The organism is Gymnodinialimonas mytili (assembly GCF_037544085.1).
GTDB classification, from domain to species: Bacteria; Pseudomonadota; Alphaproteobacteria; order Rhodobacterales; family Rhodobacteraceae; genus Gymnodinialimonas; species Gymnodinialimonas mytili.
This window is the reverse complement of sequence record NZ_JBBIFW010000006.1, coordinates 236,188-254,880: the sequence shown is the minus strand read 5'-3', so window position 1 is coordinate 254,880 and position 18,693 is coordinate 236,188. Positions and strand designations below refer to the sequence as shown.

18 protein-coding genes are annotated in these 18,693 nt (G+C 59.6%); 6 read left to right on the top strand and 12 right to left on the bottom strand.

Annotated features, from left to right (window positions below; all coding sequences use genetic code 11):
- The first annotated feature begins 121 nt into the window (after positions 1-121).
- Positions 122-1,216: a tyrosine-type recombinase/integrase gene (locus tag V8J82_RS21200; RefSeq protein ID WP_339978523.1), complete on the top strand. Its 1,095-nt coding sequence runs from the start codon at positions 122-124 to the stop codon at positions 1,214-1,216.
- A gap of 69 nt (positions 1,217-1,285) precedes the next feature.
- Here V8J82_RS21200 and V8J82_RS21195 read toward each other — a convergent pair whose 3' ends face one another.
- Positions 1,286-2,353, bottom strand: a complete 1,068-nt coding sequence (locus V8J82_RS21195) for a hypothetical protein (protein ID WP_339978521.1) — start codon at positions 2,351-2,353, stop codon at positions 1,286-1,288.
- 244 nt (positions 2,354-2,597) lie between these two features.
- On the opposite strand from V8J82_RS21195, the gene V8J82_RS21190 reads away from it, so the two are divergent.
- Positions 2,598-3,893: a Coenzyme F420 hydrogenase/dehydrogenase, beta subunit C-terminal domain gene (locus V8J82_RS21190; RefSeq protein WP_339978519.1), complete on the top strand. Its 1,296-nt coding sequence runs from the start codon at positions 2,598-2,600 to the stop codon at positions 3,891-3,893.
- Here V8J82_RS21190 and lpxK read toward each other — a convergent pair.
- From lpxK to V8J82_RS21175, 3 genes are read right to left on the bottom strand one after another with little or no spacing between them, the layout of a single operon-like run.
- Complete coding sequence (lpxK, locus tag V8J82_RS21185; RefSeq protein ID WP_339978517.1) at positions 3,799-4,809, bottom strand: tetraacyldisaccharide 4'-kinase; 1,011 nt, start codon at positions 4,807-4,809, stop codon at positions 3,799-3,801. The genes V8J82_RS21190 and lpxK overlap by 95 nt on opposite strands.
- Complete coding sequence (locus V8J82_RS21180; RefSeq protein ID WP_339978515.1) at positions 4,809-6,083, bottom strand: 3-deoxy-D-manno-octulosonic acid transferase; 1,275 nt, start codon at positions 6,081-6,083, stop codon at positions 4,809-4,811. Before V8J82_RS21180 ends, lpxK begins: the two co-directional genes overlap by 1 nt.
- A 28-nt stretch (positions 6,084-6,111) precedes the next feature.
- The gene (locus V8J82_RS21175) at positions 6,112-6,357 is read right to left on the bottom strand and encodes a DUF4170 domain-containing protein (protein ID WP_339978513.1); all 246 of its coding nucleotides are present in this window, start codon (positions 6,355-6,357) and stop codon (positions 6,112-6,114) included.
- A gap of 513 nt (positions 6,358-6,870) precedes the next feature.
- On the opposite strand from V8J82_RS21175, the gene V8J82_RS21170 reads away from it, so the two are divergent.
- Positions 6,871-7,053 carry a hypothetical protein gene (locus V8J82_RS21170; RefSeq protein WP_339978511.1) on the top strand — a complete coding sequence of 61 codons (183 nt, stop codon included), beginning with the start codon at positions 6,871-6,873 and terminating at the stop codon, positions 7,051-7,053.
- A 9-nt stretch (positions 7,054-7,062) separates the two neighbouring features.
- On the opposite strand, the gene V8J82_RS21165 is transcribed toward V8J82_RS21170, so the two are convergent.
- The 3 genes from V8J82_RS21165 to V8J82_RS21155 all read right to left on the bottom strand — a co-directional run bounded on the left by V8J82_RS21165 (position 7,063) and on the right by V8J82_RS21155 (position 10,807).
- Positions 7,063-7,848 (bottom strand): inositol monophosphatase family protein, encoded by a 786-nt coding sequence (locus tag V8J82_RS21165; protein WP_339978509.1) that lies wholly within the window; start codon positions 7,846-7,848, stop codon positions 7,063-7,065.
- On the bottom strand, positions 7,835-9,184 hold the full coding sequence (locus V8J82_RS21160) for a TldD/PmbA family protein (RefSeq protein WP_339978507.1): 1,350 nt from the start codon (positions 9,182-9,184) through the stop codon (positions 7,835-7,837). The genes V8J82_RS21165 and V8J82_RS21160 overlap by 14 nt, the downstream gene beginning before the upstream one ends.
- 126 nt (positions 9,185-9,310) lie before the next feature.
- The gene (locus V8J82_RS21155) at positions 9,311-10,807 is read right to left on the bottom strand and encodes a DUF2125 domain-containing protein (RefSeq protein ID WP_339978505.1); all 1,497 of its coding nucleotides are present in this window, start codon (positions 10,805-10,807) and stop codon (positions 9,311-9,313) included.
- A 162-nt stretch (positions 10,808-10,969) separates the two neighbouring features.
- Here V8J82_RS21155 and V8J82_RS21150 point away from each other — a divergent pair, with 162 nt between their 5' ends.
- Together V8J82_RS21150 and V8J82_RS21145 are read left to right on the top strand one after the other, a co-directional pair.
- A complete protein-coding gene (locus V8J82_RS21150; protein ID WP_339978503.1) occupies positions 10,970-11,719 on the top strand; it encodes an SDR family oxidoreductase in 750 nt (249 codons plus the stop codon).
- Positions 11,716-12,330 (top strand): enoyl-CoA hydratase/isomerase family protein, encoded by a 615-nt coding sequence (locus V8J82_RS21145; RefSeq protein ID WP_339978501.1) that lies wholly within the window; start codon positions 11,716-11,718, stop codon positions 12,328-12,330. Before V8J82_RS21150 ends, V8J82_RS21145 begins: the two co-directional genes overlap by 4 nt.
- Before the next feature lie 156 nt (positions 12,331-12,486).
- On the opposite strand, the gene V8J82_RS21140 is transcribed toward V8J82_RS21145, so the two are convergent.
- Positions 12,487-12,792: an HNH endonuclease family protein gene (locus V8J82_RS21140; protein ID WP_339978499.1), complete on the bottom strand. Its 306-nt coding sequence runs from the start codon at positions 12,790-12,792 to the stop codon at positions 12,487-12,489.
- On the opposite strand from V8J82_RS21140, the gene V8J82_RS21135 reads away from it, so the two are divergent.
- Positions 12,791-14,017 carry a TIGR03862 family flavoprotein gene (locus tag V8J82_RS21135; protein ID WP_339978497.1) on the top strand — a complete coding sequence of 409 codons (1,227 nt, stop codon included), beginning with the start codon at positions 12,791-12,793 and terminating at the stop codon, positions 14,015-14,017. The two genes, V8J82_RS21140 and V8J82_RS21135, sit on opposite strands and share 2 nt — an antisense overlap.
- Here the strand turns inward: V8J82_RS21135 and V8J82_RS21130 are convergent.
- From V8J82_RS21130 to leuS, 4 genes are read right to left on the bottom strand one after another with little or no spacing between them, the layout of a single operon-like run.
- Entirely contained in the window at positions 14,006-14,617 is a 612-nt protein-coding gene (locus V8J82_RS21130; RefSeq protein ID WP_339978495.1) for a glutathione S-transferase family protein, read from the bottom strand. The genes V8J82_RS21135 and V8J82_RS21130 overlap by 12 nt on opposite strands.
- On the bottom strand, positions 14,614-15,654 hold the full coding sequence (holA, locus tag V8J82_RS21125; protein ID WP_339978493.1) for a DNA polymerase III subunit delta: 1,041 nt from the start codon (positions 15,652-15,654) through the stop codon (positions 14,614-14,616). The genes V8J82_RS21130 and holA overlap by 4 nt, the downstream gene beginning before the upstream one ends.
- Positions 15,644-16,144: an LPS assembly lipoprotein LptE gene (lptE, locus tag V8J82_RS21120; protein WP_339978491.1), complete on the bottom strand. Its 501-nt coding sequence runs from the start codon at positions 16,142-16,144 to the stop codon at positions 15,644-15,646. The genes holA and lptE overlap by 11 nt, the downstream gene beginning before the upstream one ends.
- Entirely contained in the window at positions 16,131-18,689 is a 2,559-nt protein-coding gene (gene leuS, locus V8J82_RS21115) for a leucine--tRNA ligase (RefSeq protein ID WP_339978489.1), read from the bottom strand. Before leuS ends, lptE begins: the two co-directional genes overlap by 14 nt.
- Positions 18,690-18,693: the final 4 nt, after the last annotated feature.

Here is an 18,693-nt window from a genome sequence, read left to right as displayed (position 1 = left end):
TCGACATCTCTGAGCGCACTCTACGCGAGCGCGCCAATGACACGGGCGCTTTCTACCGCCTTGGGCGGACCATGCTGATCACACCCGCACAGATCGACAAGATATTTGAAGGAGGCCAGGCATGCCGCTCCAAATCTACAAGAGGGGTCGCTTCTACTGGGCTAAGGGCTGGGTCGAGTACAACGGCAGGCCAATCGCAGGCCCATACCGGCGAAGCACTAAGGCATCTACAGAAGCAGGCGCACGGGACTGGATAAACCGCGAGACCGAGCTCCAGATACGTCGCCATGTCGTTGGCGACGAGCCGAGCAAGACGTTCTCGGATGCGATTATGCTCTACAACGCCTCCCCCAAGACCGCGAAACAGCTGATCCCGATAGTCGAAGAGATTGGCGACATGCCTTTGGGCGCGATCTCTGGTGCGCTATTGAAAGGTCTTGGCCCGAAACTGAAACCGAAAGCCTCCACCGATACGTGGTGGCGCGAGATCGTGACGCCAGCGAGTGCGGTCATCAACAACGCGCACGAGCTGGAAGGCACGCCGCTCATCCGTGTGAAGCCTTACGATAAATTCGAGCGTATCGCGCAGGACAAGCGGCGAGGAAAGCTCAGCCGAGTTGAACGCAAGCCCGCGGATAAGGAGTGGATCGAGGCCTTCTGCCGCGCCGCTGATCCTTACAATGCGGCTTTGGTCCGGTTCATGTTCGAGACGGCGGCGCGGATCGATCAGGCTGTCTCGATTGAGCCTGACGATCTGCGACCCGCTGAGAACAAGGTCAGGGTCAAAGCACAGAAGGGCCACCCAGAAAGTTGGATCATCGTTTCACCTCAAATGATGGATGAGTTGCTGGCGTTGCCACCCAAGCGCCCGAAGAACCGCAAGACCGGTAAGTTCATGAAACCGCGTGTGTTCGGCTATGGCAGCTCGACAGGCTACAACACGCGTTGGAAGACGATCTGCAAGAGCGCGGACATTCCATACCTTTCGGCGCACCCGGCAGGACGACACGGTTTCTTCACCGAATTGGTCGTTCGCCAAGGTGTCGATCCGGTCACCGCAGCCAAGGCTGGCCGGTGGTCCGACCCCAATCTGCCCATGCGTATCTATGCCCACGCAGAGACGGATGAGGCCGATGTCAGGGCCCGTTTTCGTACAAACCACGTACAGGAAGACCCTGTACAAACACCCAAACAACAGAAATCAAAGAAGGAATAACGCTATGAACGGTTCCCTCCTAAGGGGCAGGTTGCAGGTTCGAATCCTGCCGGCGTCGCCATTTTCTGGTTAACCGTTTTCGAAGCAGGTCAAAACGTCTTCATCGAAATAGGGCTGCTGATTGCGCCAAAACAGGTAGTCAACGTCAAGGAAGTCGCTGGCAAAGGCGTGCAGCTTGGGCACGATATTGTTGCGGTCATTGACCAGGCGAAGTGAGTTGGTTTCACCTACATAATTACCGTCTTGGATTGCGATGCCGATCGGAGCGGAGAAGTCATGCTCATGCATCAAGGCCAGTGCATGGTTCAAATGGCCTCTACGTTCCATAAGCAGATCCGGCGCGCCAAGTCCTACGCCGATTTCTTCGCCCAGAGCGTAGAGTCCGCGAAGATATCCCTCGTCCTCCCATGGCAACCATTCGCCCGGCATGAAGTTGGCGTATTGCATCGTGGTCGTGTTGGGAAAGGCAGTACCAAGCGCGCGCATGTTTTGCTGTAGCCCTGCCGCGTAGAGTTCGGGAGAAAAGCTCGGATCGGTCTCGTTGGAAACGCCAATCGCGCTTTCTTGCAGATTGAGCCCGGCGATCTGACCGTCAAATGCGTCACCCAAGGCGGAGAGCAGAGCGGCAAACCGCGCTTGCACGGCGGGTGACCAACGTCTTGCAACCCAGCCCTCGACTTCGCCGGTCTCAAGATATTGTTCCGTAACTCCGCCGTCATAGGCCGCTGACATCAGATAATCCGGAACCGGGATGTTCTCTGGCGAGAAGGTCGCATCTTGCACTTGGACGAATAGCTGCTTTCCGAAACCGGCGAGATAAGCGATGTCTTCGTGGATGACCGAGAAATCATAAACCCCTTCGCGCGGCTCAAGATCGCGCCAGGCATACATGATTTGCGCGCCGGAAAAGCGGTCCGATGCGAGAAACGTGTGATCTCTAATCGCTGCACGGTCCCGGGCGAAATACACAAAATGCCGGATATCGTCGAGCGCGATAGGGCAGGTCGCATTCGAATAAGCTTCGTGCGCATTCAGGTAGCGTTCGGCCGGATTTGCCTGAGTTTCTGCCATGGAAATGGCCGGGAGGACCAAAAGTGGCGCAACGATCACACGGCGAGAGAGTGCAAAAAGTCCCATAGAAATTCTCTTTATAGTTCGGGTGTTTGCGATGCCTGACCGGTAGAGCAAACCGTCATTTTTGCATAGCGGGAAGTATGGTCGTCGGCGAGGCTCTGCCGATGGGTATGATCGCCATGTATTGGTGAGCATCGTGGTACTATGCGATTGGTTGCGTCGGTCATGTCTATTGGATCTGTCAATCAGAGTTGACGCCAGAAGTGTCTGTCTCGATAGTTGCGGCTGTAAACTGGGAAGCGAGCCCATGCCGAAAGATGCCAGCCTGCCGGGTCTGACAGTGCCGCATATTGCTGGCGCCGCGAGGCCCGGCCTGTGTACGGATTGCGGCATTTCTCGCATGGGCGATGGTAAGGCATGTGGTCGCGCGTGCCAATTCATCCAACCGGACTACGCCAGCGCTGAGCATCGTGTTCACGGACGTGTCGCCGATCCAACCTTGGGCGATGAAGCATTTTTCGGTGTTATCCAGACGATGGTACGGGCGCGGCTGGCGCCACCGGCACCGGACGCGCAGTGGACCGGGATCACCACCGAACTTGCCGCTGAGCTTTTGCGGTCAGGCGCAGTCACAGCCGTGCTGACGGTGGCGCCGGACCCAACCGACCGCTGGAAGCCCGTACCCGTGGTGGTTACGGATCCCGACGCCCTTGCCCAGTGCCGCGGGATGCGGATGGGATATGCGCCAACGCTGGCCGCCCTAGACCCGGCGATGCGGGCCGGGCACCGCCGTATCGCGGTGATCGGCATTCCGTGCCAGATTTATGCCTTACGTCAGATCGAGGCGGAACTGGGGCTTGACCGTTTATACGTTATTGGCACGCCTTGTTCAGACAATACGACGACGGAAAACTTCCATCAGTTTCTTGGCTTGTTGGATGATGCGCCTGACACAATCACCTATCTGGAGTTCCGCGCCGATTACCGGGTCGAATTGCGGTTCAGTGATGGTCGGCCTGATCGTGTGATCCCGTTCTTGAAGTTGCCGATTTCAAAGTTGCCCGCCGACTTCTTTCCGATGACGTGTAAGACCTGCGTTGATTACACCAATCGGCTGGCGGATGTGACGGTGGGCTATATGGGCGGCGACGGAGATCAATGGGTGATCGCCCGAAATGCCCGAGGGGCTGAGATGCTGGCCGCCTTGGGTGATCGCCTGCAGCAGCGCCCGTTGACAGACAAGGGTAGGCGTGAGGGTGCGGTGAAAGGGTTCCTGGCCAATACCGAGCGTGCGGCGGGTGGCCTTCCGCTCCGCTCGATGCCGGATTGGCTGCGCCCGATTGTATCGTTTCTGCAACCAAGGATCGGACCGCGCGGCCTGGAGTTTGCGCGGGCTCGGGTCGAAATGAAAGCGATTGAGACGATCCTGCATCTTCGCCGAGTTCATCCTGCACGGATGAAAAACATGGTTCCGCGCCATGTTTGGGAGGTGGCGGCACGCTATGGCCTTATGCCGACGGCGCAGGAGATATCTGCGGCAGAACCCGGTCCAGCGCCTCATCCAGAGGCGTCCAATCGTCCAACTCCAAGCGCACCGGAATAGTCATCACTTGTGGCCTTAGGCTGGCGGAGAGACGCACGGCGTCTTTTTCGGTTGTGACGACCTGCGCGCCTTTCTCGCGTGCCTCTCGCAATAACCGGTGCATCAGCGCATCGCTCAGCGGCTGGTGATCGGCTAAGGCATGGGTCGCCAGGATCTCTGCCCCCATGCCCTTCAGTGTCTGAAAGAATTTCTCGGGGTGACCGATCCCCGCAAACGCTAAGACACGTAGATTTTGCATGGGCAAGCCTGTCGGCAACGGCACGAGCGTGCCGGTCGCATGCGGCATGCCGTTGATCGCTGCGCCCCAAGATTCGTGGAAACGCGTTTGTGCTTGCTGAGAGCCGATGGACAGCAGCAGATCCGCACGGCTTAGACCTGCACGGACAGGCTCCCGCAACGGACCGGCGGGTATTACACAGCCATTGCCGAAGCCGCGCCAGGCGTCCACGACGATCAGGGATAGATCGTAGGCAAGCGCGGGGTTCTGAAATCCATCGTCCAAAAGGATGACGTCAGCCTCTGCGGCAACGGCGGCGTTGGCTCCTTTGGCGCGATCTGCGGCCACCCAAACCGGAAGAAAAGCGGCCAATAAAAGCGCTTCGTCTCCCACCTCGACAGCGCTATGGGTTTGCGGGTCGACCTGGACGGGTCCTGCCAAAGATCCCCCATAGCCGCGTGTGACGGCATGGGGCTTCAGCCCGCGTGCGATGAGCCGTTGGGCCAGCGCTATGGCGGTGGGTGTCTTACCTGTACCGCCTGCATTGATGTTGCCAACGCAGATAACTGGAACGTCGGCCCGTATACGGGGACCCTTTGCCAGCCGTCGTCTGGTGCCCAACGCGTAGAGTGCCCCCAAGGGCGCCAATAGCGCCGAGATCAGGCCCGGCTTTTCGTGCCAGAACCCGGGCGCACGCATCAGGGGGTCTCCGCCTCGTCGAGCGTTTCCATCAGCAAAGTCACGGCTTTATCTGTCACTGCCGCGCCGTCTGAGATCACCCCCCACGCCGCCGCGGCCATGCTCGCGGCCGTGTCGGGGTTCAACAGATCGGCAACTTCATTCGCCAGCCGGTCCGGCGCTGATACCAGTCGCGCTGCGCCCGCCTCGGTCAGGCGCTGATAGATATCGACGAAATTGCTCACATAAGGGCCGTGCAGAATGGCGGAGCCCAGCCCGGCTGGTTCGAATGGATTATGGCCGCCAACAGGTACCATGGACCCGCCCACAAAGCTGATTGGGGCCAGGCGATACCATAGGCCCATCTCACCCACTGTGTCGGCCAAATAGACCTGGGTTTCGGGCTCAGGCAATTCATCCGCGGTGCGCCGGGTAAAGCGCCACCCATCGGCCTGCATCATGGTGGCCAGTTCATCGGCCCGTTGCGGATGACGCGGCACCAGGATCAGCAGCAGGCGGGGCGAGGACCGCATCGCAATCCGATGTGCCTCAAGCGCCATGCGATCTTCACCCTCGTGGGTGGACGCCGCCAGCCAAACGGGTCGGCCCGCCAGATCTGCGGCCAGCGCGCTGCGCTCGTTCTCATCGCAGGGCAATGTGGCAGAGCCTTCTTTCAACGTGCCCATCACCTTCATGCGCTCGGCAGGCATACCCAAACGGCGTAGATAGGTCATGGTCAGCGTGTCTTGCACCATCGCTTGATCAAAGCGGCTCAGCAAGGCTTGCGCCATGCCCCGGGCAAAGCGCCATTTGTCATGGCTTGCCTTTGACATGCGCGCATTCAGCAAGAGCATCGGGATATTACGGGCGTGCGTTTCCACGACCAAGGTCGGCCATAGCTCACTTTCGGTCCAAACCGCGACATCGGGCTGCCAATGATCCAGGAACTGCAGAATGAAAGGCTGCGCATCGAGCGGAATGAATTGATGGATTGCCCGTGGTTCCAGCCGTTCGGCCATGACGGCGGCCGATGTCACCGTGCCGGTCGTCACCAACACGTTGAGATCGTCGCGCTCTTCCAGAAGGCGCCGGATCAGCTCCAGAATGGCAACAGACTCGCCCACGCTGGCGGCGTGAAACCAAATCAGTGGGCCATCAGGTCGCGCAACGCTGGCAATGCCGCGCCGTTCATTGATACGGTCGGGGTCCTCTTTCCCGGCTTCCAGCCGTTCACGCAATTTGCGTTCGGCAAAGGCCCGCGCCCCACGTGCGGACCAGGCGAGGTACAGATTCAAGAGGATCGATTGTCCGACGGGAATTGGCCTAACCCCCAAGTTCTTCGGTTGGCGAGGCTTCGCTGGCCTCGTCCCGCAATCTGTGAATATGCGCAATGAAGTAGCGCATATGGGCATTGTCTACAGTGCGCTGCGCCTCGGATTTCCAAGCGTTGTAGGCGGTCTCGTAGTTGGGGAACATCCCCACGACATGGATGTCGTCGACATTTTCGAACTCGGTCTTCTGCGGGTCGGTCAGCTCACCGCCGAAAACCAGGTGCAGGCGTTGGGTCATGGAAAAACCTCCGGTCAGGTTTGGGTTGGCCGCAAAGGGCTGCGCGCGGGCACCCTTAAGGCCCCGGACAGGGGCGTCAAGCAGCGCGCAGGCCGAAAGGTCAGGTTTCCCTCCATAGCGGGTGGCTGATTTGTGCTGCACATTGAGGACATAGACACGACGAAATCCTTTGTGACCTAAGTTTTACCCGTCCGACCCTGTGCGCTGGCAATTTCCGCCGTTTCAAGCTGCAGAGGTCGGAGCGGGTCCCCGATCCGGCCAGGACTTGGTTGGAAAAGCGGGGCGGCTCTGCTCTCTCTCCCCCGTTTTCTCCGCAGCGGCGCCGCCCCGTCAACTTCCAGATATTACCAGCAAAGAATCTCGAAAAATCCATTATTAGTAATGTGTTAACCTTCTGGTAAGGAAGTCCTTACTCGCCCAAATTCTGCCTTAGCTCTAAGGTAGCAAGGTAAGCACGGTATGTGTGGTGGGGTTTTTTTGCCTGACCTTGTTTTTGGACGAGTATATGTTGCGATGACTATTCGTATTTCGATTTTAGCCTTGGCGGCTTTGCTGCTCATCACCGTGCTTGCCGCGTTGTCCTCCGCAGCGCACGCCTATGCTGTCGACCAGATTGGGGATCAGGCGGTCACCGCCACCGATATGCTCTCGACGGGTCCTTTGAATATTGTCGTATCCGAGGTTTCGCAGCGCTGATTGCGACCTTCAGGCGCTGCCGCGCAGGCGCACAAGGTCTCGATGAACATCTGTCGCTCCGGCGATCAAGCCATCCACCTGAGGTGTGGCGTTATTGAACCGCAGCGCTTTGCCCGTTCCATCGCTGACTGCGCCGCCCGCCTCGGCAATAATCAGCGCACCGGCGGCGATGTCCCACTCCCAAGTTGGTCGAAACGTCATCATTGCATCAAAACGCCCTTCACCGACCAGAGACATCCGGTAGGCGAGTGAGGGCCGATATGCGCGTTTGACCGGTGGTGTTCCGTGGGGCCAGTGGCGTGGATCCATGTTGGGTTTCGTTGTCAAAACCTCGGATTGATCCAGGGCGACGGCGGGGCGGACAGACACCGGCATGCCGTTTAGCTCCGCACCATGGCCAAGCGCAGCGGCATACAATTTCTCGCGAACCGGCAGATAAATCGCCGCTGCGGTAACCTGTCCCCCCCGTGCGACCGCCAGCGAATGGGCAAAGCTTTTGCCGCCTTCGATGAAGGCGCGGGTGCCATCAATCGGGTCGCAGATGAACACATATTCGGACGAGAGCCGCGCGGTGCTGTCCTCGGTCTCTTCCGAAAGCCAGCCGTAATTGGGCCGCGCGGCCAGCAGGGTCTCGCGCAACATGGTATCGATAGCCAGATCCGCCTCGGTTACCGGATCATCCACGCCTTTGTCCCAGACCTGAGGGTCGCGCCGGAAATAATGGCGGGCAATCTCACCAGCGCTGTGCGCAGCGTCGATCAGAAGGGCAAGATCGTCATGTTCAGGCCCCGGCAATCGTCATCCCCTCGACCAACAGCGACGGGACCACGCGGCTTAGATGCGGACGAGCGTCATTGGCCGGGACAATGACGCGCAGCATATCGCGCAGATTGCCAGCAACGGTGCATTCGTTCACCGGATAAGTGATCTCACCGTTTTCCACCCAGAAACCCGATGCGCCGCGAGAATAATCTCCGGTGGTTGCGTTGATGGATGATCCGATCATCGAGGTGATCAACAAGCCCGTGCCCATCTCTGCCAGCAATCCGCCGCGATCCAGTTGGCCTGCCGTCAGCCACATATTGCCGTTCGATGGGCTGGGCGGGCCGCCGATGCCGCGCGACGCATTCGCAGTTGAGGCCAGACCCAGTTTGCGTGCGGTTGCCAGATCCAGCGTCCAGCCTTGTAAGACGCCGTCCGCCACAATCGATCGGTCCGCCGTTGGCAGGCCTTCTGCATCGAATGGACGAGATCCAGACGTACGCGGACGACGTGGCTGCTCGATCAGATCAAGGCCTTTGGGTAGCACTTGCTCGCCGAGCAGATCCCGCGCCCAGGATGATCCGCGCGCTATCGACATGCCATTGGTCGCTGCCAAAAGATGCCCGATAAGCGCGCTGGAAATCCGCTCGTCATAGACAACTGGGTAGGCGCCGGTGGGCGGTTTGCGGGCGCCAGCCCGCGCGACGGTTCGTTCGGCTGCGATCCGACCAATCTCGCTGGGTGGCATAAGATCGGCGAAATGGTTTCGGACATCCGCGAAATAGTCTCGCTCCATCGCCGTGCCTTCGCCGGTGATTGCGAGGCAATGCACCCCGTAATCCGAACGCGCATAGCCACCGGAAAAGCCGTTGCTGGCCGCAAGATGAATGCGGCGTCGCGAATAGGAGGCGCCCGCATTGGACACCTGGCTGATGCCGTCAACTTGCGCCGCTGAGGCTTCGGCCTCTAACGCCATCGCCTCTAAATGTGCGGGGTCGGGGTCGCCGTTTGGATCTTTTAGATCCAGCGCGTCACCATCTCGCAACGTGCTGAGTTGAGAGGTTTCCGCCAGCCCGACATATGGGTCTTCCGGCGCCATCCGTGCCATGGCCACGGCCCGCTCTGCCATTTCCCGCAATGTATCGGGCGAGGTGTCCGAGGCAGATACGCAGGCTTGCCGCAGACCCACCAAAACGCGCAGACCCACATCGACCCCTTCCGAGCGTTCGGCTTGCTCCAACCGCTTGTTCAGGACTTCGATGCTTAACGAAGTACCATCCAGGATCAATGCATCGGCGGCATCTGCCCCGGCGGTCTTGGCGGCGTGCAACAGCGCATCGGCGATTGGGGAAAGGGCGGTATCCGTCATAAAATCCTCCGGCTCGCGCCCCGTTTGGCGGCGCAGATCACTGCACGGACCTAGGGCGCGTAGGTGAGGGGTGCAAGCTCGAAGGGCCCGGGCAAGTGCCAGAGCCCTCCGTCGGCAGGCATGGCTTTACTGGATCGGAACGCCGTTGGCGGTGATCGATCCGTCGGCGCCGAATTCGATCGTGCTTTCCAATGTGTCCGCCGCCGCGCCGGGGCGTGCAAAGACATTCGCCATACCCCGTACGAAGGCGCCTTGCTCGGCAGGGACCAGGCCCGCATTAATCAATGCATCCAAAAGCGCATTGCCCCCGCTCAATTCCAAGTTGGCGGTGCCCTCTGGGACGGGCTCAATCTGGTCGGGGGCAAAGACCATGGCGGCGTCCCCCGTTAACTCCGCACCGCCTACAGATAAGCGCAACTCGTTCACATTCATGCTGCGCAGTTCACCGGGCGGTGCGATTAACTCTTCTGGATTTATGCCCATCAAATCGGTCGAGATCAGGACCTGACCCGTGATGTCCAGAATGGCAGTTGCCGGGTTGCGCGGGATCGCGGCGCCCGGGTCAAACAAGCCCCAGATCCCGTCTGCCAGTTCCAGATCTTCAATAGCCAAGCGCGTGGTAACGTCCTGAGGATCGTCCGCCGCGCTTAGCGGTACATCCATCGCCATGGTCAAGCCACCCAGGCTGCCATCAATCGGCACTGGCAGATCCGGTGAGGCCATGCGCAAGAGCAAATCTTCAGCATCTGTCCCAAATGCAAATCCATTTTCCGAAATCGAGAAATTGGACGCGGTGGTACCTGATCCCATAACCAGATCGAAACGGTTCAAGGGGATATCGACAGAGATCTCAAGATCCAAACCCGCATGGTTGGATTGCCCGGCGAATTCCAAGCCTTCCGGGAACTCTCCGTTCGGTTGACTAAACGCTGCGGGCGGCAACACTGAACCCGCGCTGCTGCCGGACAAATCGCTGTAGAGCAAGCCGACTTTGACGCGGCCCGGATCATCGGGTGGGCCAGTAATTTCGAATAATCCAAGCGCTTCGGTAAAGCTGTAGGAGCTTGCAAATCGCATGTCATCGGGATCGGTGCCGATCAGTCGATAGGTCACATCCAGATCCGACACCGTCATATCGATGTCGATATCTGGCGGCAGGCCATCACCGCCGGAGATATTCCCCTCGGTCAGGGTGATCACATCGGCCGTGTAAGTGTAAACACGCGCACCAGCGTCGCCCGAGACACCCATTTGCAGGTTCTCATGGCTGACCAAGAACTCGATATTGGCCGGGGGTGCATCGGTGTCGACGTCAAAGTTAACCGACATGGAATAGGGGTTCGAGAACGTCACGCTCAGCGTACCATCGGCATTTTCCGTCATCACGACGCTGTCGACCCGGCCGCGCGTGCGGACGCCCTCTTCTTCAAAGACCGTGGTCAGATTGGCCAGCTCAAGGCCGGTGTCGGTTTCGGTGACATCGGCGCTCAGCGTTTGGCCCATCTGCGTGGCTTGCTGCTGCCATTCCGCCCAGACCTCGGTTGCGATCGTGTCAGCGGCCAAAGGTGTTGCGCAGAGAACGGCGCATGCCATCCCGGAAAGACGATAGGAGATTTGAAACATCGCAGGATAGCTCCGTCAGCGTTGAATTCTGCGCGCATCGTCCATGGGGGGCGGGTCGGCCGTCAAGGGGCGTTCTTCCGCCATTGCAATCGATTGGACTGGTTCTGACAGCCGCAGGCGCGTAGGAGTCGGACACCGAGATCAAGGAAGAGGGCAAGGGCCATGACCCATATTCTGAACGGAAAAACCGTTGCAATCACCGGTGCGAGCCGTGGAATCGGCGCCGCCACCGCGCGCGAGTTTGCGGCGCTTGGTGCCAATGTGGTTCTGCTGGCACGCAGTCGGGATGCTATCGCGACCCTGTCGGGCGAACTAGGTCAGACCGCCCTGGCCGTGCCGTGTGATGTTGCCCGCTATTGGGAGGTCGAAGCTGCCTTTCAGGCTGCTGTAGACACGTTCGGTGCGCTGGATGTGGTGATCAACAATGCTGGCGTGATCGAGCCTGTGGCCCGCCTGGAAGAGGCCGATCCCGATGCCTGGTCCCAGGCCTTCGATATCAATCTGAAGGGCGTGTTTAACTGCATACGCGCTGCACTGCCCCATATGCGCGCTGGTGGAACGATTATCGGCATTTCGTCTGGCGCGGCGACAAGCGCGTTGGAAGGTTGGTCACATTATTGTAGCTCGAAAGCCGCAGCTCTAATGCTGACGCAGTGTCTCCACCGCGAGATGGGCGACAAGGGCATTCGGGCTTTAGGGCTATCACCGGGGACGGTGGCCACGCAGATGCAGCGTGAGATCAAGTCTAGCGGGGTGAATCCAGTCAGCGATCTGGACTGGTCCGATCACATCCCGCCGGAATGGCCGGCGAAAGCACTGGCTTGGATGTGTACGCCAGATGCCGATGCATATCTGGGCGGCGATATCTCTTTGCGGGATGAAGCCCTGCGCGCGCGGTTGGAATTGTCATGATCCGTGTTGACGGCGGCGAAGATGGGGTTGTCACAATTACACTGGATCGCCCGGATAAGGCGAATTCTCTGACGGGCGCGATGCTGTCGGACATGGCCGCCGCCCTGCGTGATGCGGAAGGCGCGCGTGCCGTGATCCTGACAGGGGCCGGTGACAAGGTGTTCTCGGCTGGCGCCGATCTGGATGAGGCCCGGGCTGGTCTTGCAACCTCTCCCGTATGGGAGCAGGTATCGGGCGCCGTGGCTGCGCTGCCGTGTCTGACGATCGCGGCGCTGAACGGAACGCTTGCAGGCGGGGCATTCGGCATGGCGCTGGCTTGTGATCTTCGGATCGCGGTGCCAAACGCTCGGTTCTTTTATCCCGTCGCAAAGCTTGGCTTTCTACCGCAGCCGTCAGACCCAGTTCGCCTTGCGGCGCTGATTGGCCCGGCACGTACTAAGATGATCCTTCTGGCGGGGCAAAGGCTGAGTTCTGACGAGGCCCATGCCTATGGTTTGATTGATCGCGTCGTCTCGCCCGGCGATCTGATGCAGACCGCCCGCGCGCATTGTGCTGATGCCGCCGACGGAACGCCCGATATCTTGCATAAGATTAAGTCGATGGTCCCGTAGAGCCTCGTTTAGGCTACGGTGTCGGTCTCCGTGTTTGGTTATGCCAAACGTGTCGACGGATCCGGCACCTCGCGCTCCGCGCATCGGTGCGGGGTCGCTGTGCTAACCGGGCCTGTCGCCATCGCGGCAAGTCGCACCCTGTGACAGGGTGCCTTGCTAACGCCGTTTCCACCCGCGCCGGGCCCCAGGTGTTTTCGAATGGAAATCGTTGGGCCGTTTTCGCACCCAGATCACGAATTTCTCGATCCTTGGATGTGTGCGAAGCGCATCCGGAGTGTTGTAAACCCTGGCCAATTCGGCTTCGGACAGGGTTGCGTGGATCTCGTTATGGCAGATCTGGTGAAGCAGAACGGTTGGCCCACCCTTGCCTCCGCGCAGTTTCGGGATCAAGTGGTGCAGACTTTGCCGGGCATGGGGCGGTATGGGCCGCTCACAAAGGGGGCATATGGGAGTTTCATCCATGATCGAGCAAATTGGCGCCGCGCCGCAGGATGACAAGATCGATGCGCTGGTGCTGGGCACCGGTCCTGCGGGCCTGATGGCTGCCGAAACTCTGGCGCAAGCTGGACGTCGAGTGACATTGGTGGACGCCAAGCCTTCGGCCGGGCGTAAATTTCTCATGGCGGGCAAGTCCGGCCTGAACCTGACAAAGGATGAGCCCACCGCTCGTTTTATCAAAGCCTACGGTGCGGCGTCCGATTGGTTGGGCCCCATGCTTGAACAATTGGATCCCATCGAGGTGATGGCTTTTGCCGAAGATTTGGACCAACCGATTTTCACCGGATCTACTGGGCGAGTCTTTCCAAAAGCCATGAAGGCCTCGCCGCTTCTGCGCGCTTGGCTGCGGCGTATCGAGGCGGAGTTGCGTCTATGCTGGCGGTGGACTGGGTTTGAAGGCGAGGCTTTGTCCTTCGACACGCCCAACGGATCACGGTGTCTTCTTCCCGCGGTTACGGTTTTGGCGTTGGGCGGCGCAAGCTGGGCGCGGCTTGGGTCGGATGGCGCGTGGGCAACCTGGTTGGCTGAGAAGGGCGTGAAACTGGCGCCGTTTCAACCTTCGAATATGGGCTTCCAGGTCACATGGAGTGATCATATGGCGCCGTTTTTCGGATCTCCTGTGAAAAATATTGGCCTGAGTGCAGGCGGTAAAACTTACCGTGGCGAGATCGTGATTTCTCAGCCTGGGTTGGAAGGTGGGGGTCTCTACGCTGTTTCTGCTGCGATGCGGGAAGGAAAATCGCTGCGCCTTGATCTCATGCCGGATCGTGACACCGCCGCCCTGGCGGTGATGCTGGCCAAGCGCCCGCGCAAACAGACTTTGACCAAGGCACTGACGAAGCTCGGTCTAGATTCTGCGAAGCGCTCTCTTCTACAAGAATTTGGTCGTCCGCTTCCCGACGATTCGAAAGCGCTGGCGGGCCTGATCAAGGCGCTGCCCATCCGCCATGACGGTCCTCGTCCGCTGGATGAGGCGATTTCCACCGCTGGCGGGGTCATGCGAGAGGCCGTGACACCTGGCTTAATGCTGAAAGAGATCCCTGGTGTCTTCGTTGCCGGGGAAATGCTGGATTGGGAGGCGCCAACGGGGGGCTACCTGATCACTGCTTGTTTCGCCACAGGTCGCTGGGCGGGTCAACATGCGGCGCGGTACTCGCCTGACGCAGCAAGTTCCGGCTCAGGATGTTGACTTTCCCGCTGCCAGGGCGCGTTTGAAGCTTGGTCGGGCCTTCATCATTACGTCATGTGCCAGAAGGCGATCCTCAGTGACGTCAAACTTGGCGCTTCCGGCCCATCCCATGCAGTGCGACAGAAGAATGTCCGCAATCGTCATCACTTCGCCCATCACAAACGGTCCATCGGGTGTCATCCGTTCCGCGATCCGTTGCTGGTTTTGCGCGAATTCCCAACGCAGGCTGTCTTTCACCTGCGGCACGCGGTGCGCTTCCGGCAAGATAAAGCTATGCCGCGCCGCAGCCCAAAGCACCCCGTCAACTTCGTCGTTTACCATCTGAACAAACGCATCCTGGCGTGCGCGGTCCACCGTTCCCGCCGGATAGGTCAGGGCGTCATGGGCATCAGCCAAATACGTGATGATGGCCACGGAGTCGGGAATCGCCACACCATTGGTGACCAAAACCGGCACCTTACCGCTTGGGTTCAATGCGCGCACTTCGTCAGAACGTGGCGCAGCATCGATGTGGTCGTAGGACAGCCCAAGCTCTTCTAGCGTCCACAGCACTCGCATGGTTCGCGTCCGGACCCCGCCGACCACCTGATACCGTGTCATCTGCGTCCTCCTCCGCGACGGTTCGGCAACATTGCCAATCGGATCAACGTTCTTTCCATCACCGCCATTTGGGGTGCGTTTGTCGCAGAACGCAGGGTTAGGTCGGTTTCCACCAGCATGGAGAGTGCAGATTCCAACGTTTTGCGGCCCCATCGTCCGGCTTGCCGTGCCATGCGGTCGCGGCGCGGACCAAAGACGGGCGGTCGCTGCGCCTGTAGCCCCGCAACCGGTCCATTGGGATGACAAGACGCGGCGTGCAGCGCTTTGAAATGCCGCATGGCCGAGATGCAGAGCGTCACCGGCGCCACGCCCTGCTGCGAAAGACGCTGCAGGATCGGTCCGATCGCGCCGGTTTCTGCCTCGGCGGTGGCGTGCAGGATATCGTCCAACTCCGCTTCGCGGGTCATGGGAGCCACGGCTTCGATATCGGCGGCGCTGATGGCGCTGGAATCGCCACGTTTGTAGAGGCCAAGCTTCTCGATAGTCTGGCGGAAATCGCCGGGAGAGATTGCTCGCGACAACGCTTCCAAATCCGCCATCGCATTGCCATCGGGCGCAGCCAATCCGGCCTCTTTCATCCAATCTTCGATCTCCGCGCGCCCCGGCGGATCATCGTAAATTGCCGCTGCATAGGCGGTTTTGACGCTCTCGAATACTTTGCGCAGCGCCGATTTCGCGGTCAGTCGCCCTGCCGTGGCAATGATCTGTGCGTCACCCTCGGCCCATTCGGTCAAGGCGGCGGCGAAGACCTTCGACAAGCCATCTGTCGCGCCATCCACCAAAACGGCACGCGGGCCCGGGAAAAATCCTACCGCCTTGACGGTATCCAGCAGCATCGCATTGTCCGAGCGCAACTCAGCACCCGTCATCCGGGTCAGCCGCATTTCTTCTTCAGCGTTGGTCCCCAGGAGGGCGGCCATCAGGTCCTGCCGTTTCAACGCGACCCGCATCGCGTCATCGCCAAAGATCAGGCAACCGGCGGCCTTTGGATCCGGGCGTTTGAAGTAAGCGGTCGCGTCGCGGGGGCTAAGCTTCATTGCCGGGTGACGACCAGCGCGGCGCTGTCAAAATCAGATCGGTGACCAATTGATCGGCTAGGGCCACCGCCAAACGGTCCCGCGCATCCCGCCGCGCCGCAGAGGTCGCAACGGGCGAGGACGTCGTGGCAAAAGATGTGAATGTTCGAACACTTCCTGAATGGATTACTGCGCCGCTAAGGGCATCACGCAATGTATAGCTAACGGTGCCGTTCACATTCACCCGGTTGATATTGTCAGCACCGTCGACAGCGATACTCGCCTCGCCAATCCCGAATTGATAATCGAGCGCATATCTTGAGCCGACGCCTAGGCGATCTTCCAAGCGCGCCACAAGCTCGAATTCCTCGCGGGTATTTGGTTCGGCGACGGTGATCTGATTGCGGACCGCTTCGCCTGACCCGCCTGGTCCATAGACCGGTTGGAAGTTGCACGCCGCCAGCGGTGCGAGCAGCAGGAAAAGGGTAAGGCGTCGGCTAGATAACAACATTCACGATCCGTCCGGGTACAACGATCAGCTTTTTCGGCGCGGCTCCGGCCAATGCCTTGATCACAGACTCGTCTGCAAGCGCGATCTTTTCAACCTCTTCCTTGCTCGCGTCCTTGGCGACCACGATCTCCGATTTGCGTTTGCCATTGATTTGGATCGGCAACGTTACCGTGTTTTCGACCAGCATGGCCGCGTCTGCCTTCGGCCATGGGGCTTCAGCGATCAGTCCCTTTCCGCCTTGGTGGGCCCAGATGTCTTCGGCCAGATGTGGGGTCATCGGCGCCATCAACTGGGCCAGAATCATCACCGCCTCGCGTTGCGTGGCATAGCTCGCCTTGGATTTCTGCAAGACATTTGTGAAGGCGTAGAGCTTGGCAATGGCTGCATTGTAGCCAAAGCTTTCGATGCCGCTGGTGACGTCGCGGATCGTTTTGTGCATCTCGCGCAGCAAGAACTCATCGCCGTCGCCTTGAGCGTTTCGGTCCATCTCACCAATCCGGTCGCACAGCATCCAGACGCGGTTGAGGTGCTTAAAGGCTGCCTCTGCGCCCGCCGCTGTCCATTCCACATCCCGCTCAGGGGGCGAATCGGACAGCACGAACCACCGTGCCGTGTCGGCGCCGAATTGATCGACAATTGCCAGCGGATCCACGACGTTGTTCTTGGATTTCGACATCTTGGCGGATGGGATGATTTCCACCTCGGTGCCATCGGCCAGATAGCCTTTGCCATCGCGCAGCTCGACATCACTCGGATAGTGATAGACCAGCCGCCCCGCGTCGTCGCGCGTCTGATAGATTGCATGAGTGACCATGCCCTGGGTAAACAGCGCATTGAATGGCTCCTGAGCGTCGCGGGGCAGGTGGCCAGTCAGATGCATCGCGCGGGCGAAGAACCGTGAATACAGCAGATGCAGGATCGCATGCTCGATGCCGCCGATATATTGATCGACGTTCATCCAGTATTCGGCCTCTTCGCGGTCAACCGGGCCCTCGGCATTCGGGGAGGTGTAGCGGGCGTAGTACCAGCTCGAATCGACGAACGTGTCCATCGTGTCGGTTTCGCGCAGCGCCGGCGTGCCGCAAGCAGGACAATCCACATTCCGCCAGCTCGGATGGTGATCCAATGGGTTGCCTGGAATATCGAAGGTCACATCCATCGGCAATTCGACCGGCAGGTTTTCCTTTTTCTCCGGCACCACGCCGCAAGTGTCGCAATGGATCACCGGGATCGGCGCGCCCCAATAGCGCTGGCGGCTCAGCCCCCAATCGCGCAGACGGAACTGGGTCGTCGCCTGGCCCAGCCCTTGGCTCTCCATGAAATCGATCGTGGCTTCAATGGCCTCTTCACCGGTGGCCTCGGTCAGACCGGCGAAATGGTTCAACCAGCGCACTTTCTCGCTTTTTGGCGGCACAAAAGCGTCGCCATCGACCGATTCGGGGCCGTCCAGCGCTTCGAATGTGTCGATGACCGGCAGATCGTATTTCAGGCAAAAATCCAAATCGCGCTGATCATGGGCCGGGCAAGCGAAAATAGCGCCAGTCCCGTAATCCATCAGGATGAAATTCGCGATCCAGACGGGGATTTCCCAGTCTGGGTTCAGCGGATGGGTGACGCGAAGGCCGGTGTCAAAGCCCAGCTTTTCACCGGTCTCCAGGGCCTCTTCGCTTGTGCCGCCCTTGCGCATCTCGGCGACAGCAGCGGCCAGATCCGGGTTCTCGGCCTCTAGCGCTTTGGTCAACGGGTGGTCCGGCGACAGACCCAGGAAGGATGCGCCCATCAGTGTGTCGGGCCGAGTGGTATAGACGTCGATCGCGTCAAACCCATGGGTGGGCGCAGTCAGCTTCCACGACATTTGCAGGCCGCGGGACTTGCCGATCCAATTGGCCTGCATCAGCTTCACCTTAGCTGGCCAATCGTCCAGCCCGTCCAGGGCGGACAGCAACTCTTCTGAGAAATCACTGATTTTGAAGAACCATTGCGTTAGTTCACGGCGCTCAACCTCCGCGCCGGATCGCCAGCCCTTCCCATCGATCACCTGTTCATTGGCCAGAACCGTCATGTCGACCGGGTCCCAATTAACCACAGCATTCTTACGGTAGATCAGGCCCTTTTCCAGGAAATCCAGAAACAGTGACTGTTGACGACCGTAGTATGCGACGTCGCAGCTTGCGAATTCGCGTGTCCAATCCAGGCTCAGGCCTAACGTCGCAAATTGCGCCTTCATGTTGGCGATATTCTGACGCGTCCAGGTGTCGGGGTGAATGCCCCGTTTAATCGCCGCGTTTTCGGCGGGCAGCCCAAAGGCATCCCAGCCCATCGGGTGCAGAACTGCGTGGCCGGTAGCCTTTTTATACCGAGCGACCACATCGCCCAGCGTATAGTTCCTTACGTGGCCGATATGCAGATTACCCGATGGATATGGAAACATTTCCAGCACATAATACTTCGGTTTGTCGGGCGACATCTTGGCAAGAAACGTCCCGGCCTCGTTCCAGGCTTTTTGCCATTTGGGCTCGATTGTGGACGGGTCGTAGCGGGACATCGGT

Excerpts from the sequence above, each read along its gene's own strand:
- V8J82_RS21200 (WP_339978523.1), top strand. The coding sequence starts at position 122 with ATGCCGCTCCAAATCTACAAGAGGGGTCGCTTCTACTGGGCTAAGGGC.
- V8J82_RS21190 (WP_339978519.1), top strand. The coding sequence starts at position 2,598 with ATGCCGAAAGATGCCAGCCTGCCGGGTCTGACAGTGCCGCATATTGCT.
- V8J82_RS21195 (WP_339978521.1), bottom strand. The coding sequence starts at position 2,353 with ATGGGACTTTTTGCACTCTCTCGCCGTGTGATCGTTGCGCCACTTTTG.
- leuS (WP_339978489.1), bottom strand. The coding sequence starts at position 18,689 with ATGTCCCGCTACGACCCGTCCACAATCGAGCCCAAATGGCAAAAAGCC.
- V8J82_RS21135 (WP_339978497.1), top strand. The coding sequence starts at position 12,791 with ATGATCGAGCAAATTGGCGCCGCGCCGCAGGATGACAAGATCGATGCG.
- V8J82_RS21130 (WP_339978495.1), bottom strand. The coding sequence starts at position 14,617 with ATGACACGGTATCAGGTGGTCGGCGGGGTCCGGACGCGAACCATGCGA.
- V8J82_RS21170 (WP_339978511.1), top strand. The coding sequence starts at position 6,871 with ATGACTATTCGTATTTCGATTTTAGCCTTGGCGGCTTTGCTGCTCATC.
- lpxK (WP_339978517.1), bottom strand. The coding sequence starts at position 4,809 with ATGCGTGCGCCCGGGTTCTGGCACGAAAAGCCGGGCCTGATCTCGGCG.
- V8J82_RS21175 (WP_339978513.1), bottom strand. The coding sequence starts at position 6,357 with ATGACCCAACGCCTGCACCTGGTTTTCGGCGGTGAGCTGACCGACCCG.
- V8J82_RS21150 (WP_339978503.1), top strand. The coding sequence starts at position 10,970 with ATGACCCATATTCTGAACGGAAAAACCGTTGCAATCACCGGTGCGAGC.
- lptE (WP_339978491.1), bottom strand. The coding sequence starts at position 16,144 with ATGTTGTTATCTAGCCGACGCCTTACCCTTTTCCTGCTGCTCGCACCG.
- V8J82_RS21155 (WP_339978505.1), bottom strand. The coding sequence starts at position 10,807 with ATGTTTCAAATCTCCTATCGTCTTTCCGGGATGGCATGCGCCGTTCTC.
- V8J82_RS21160 (WP_339978507.1), bottom strand. The coding sequence starts at position 9,184 with ATGACGGATACCGCCCTTTCCCCAATCGCCGATGCGCTGTTGCACGCC.
- V8J82_RS21140 (WP_339978499.1), bottom strand. The coding sequence starts at position 12,792 with ATGGATGAAACTCCCATATGCCCCCTTTGTGAGCGGCCCATACCGCCC.
- holA (WP_339978493.1), bottom strand. The coding sequence starts at position 15,654 with ATGAAGCTTAGCCCCCGCGACGCGACCGCTTACTTCAAACGCCCGGAT.
- V8J82_RS21145 (WP_339978501.1), top strand. The coding sequence starts at position 11,716 with ATGATCCGTGTTGACGGCGGCGAAGATGGGGTTGTCACAATTACACTG.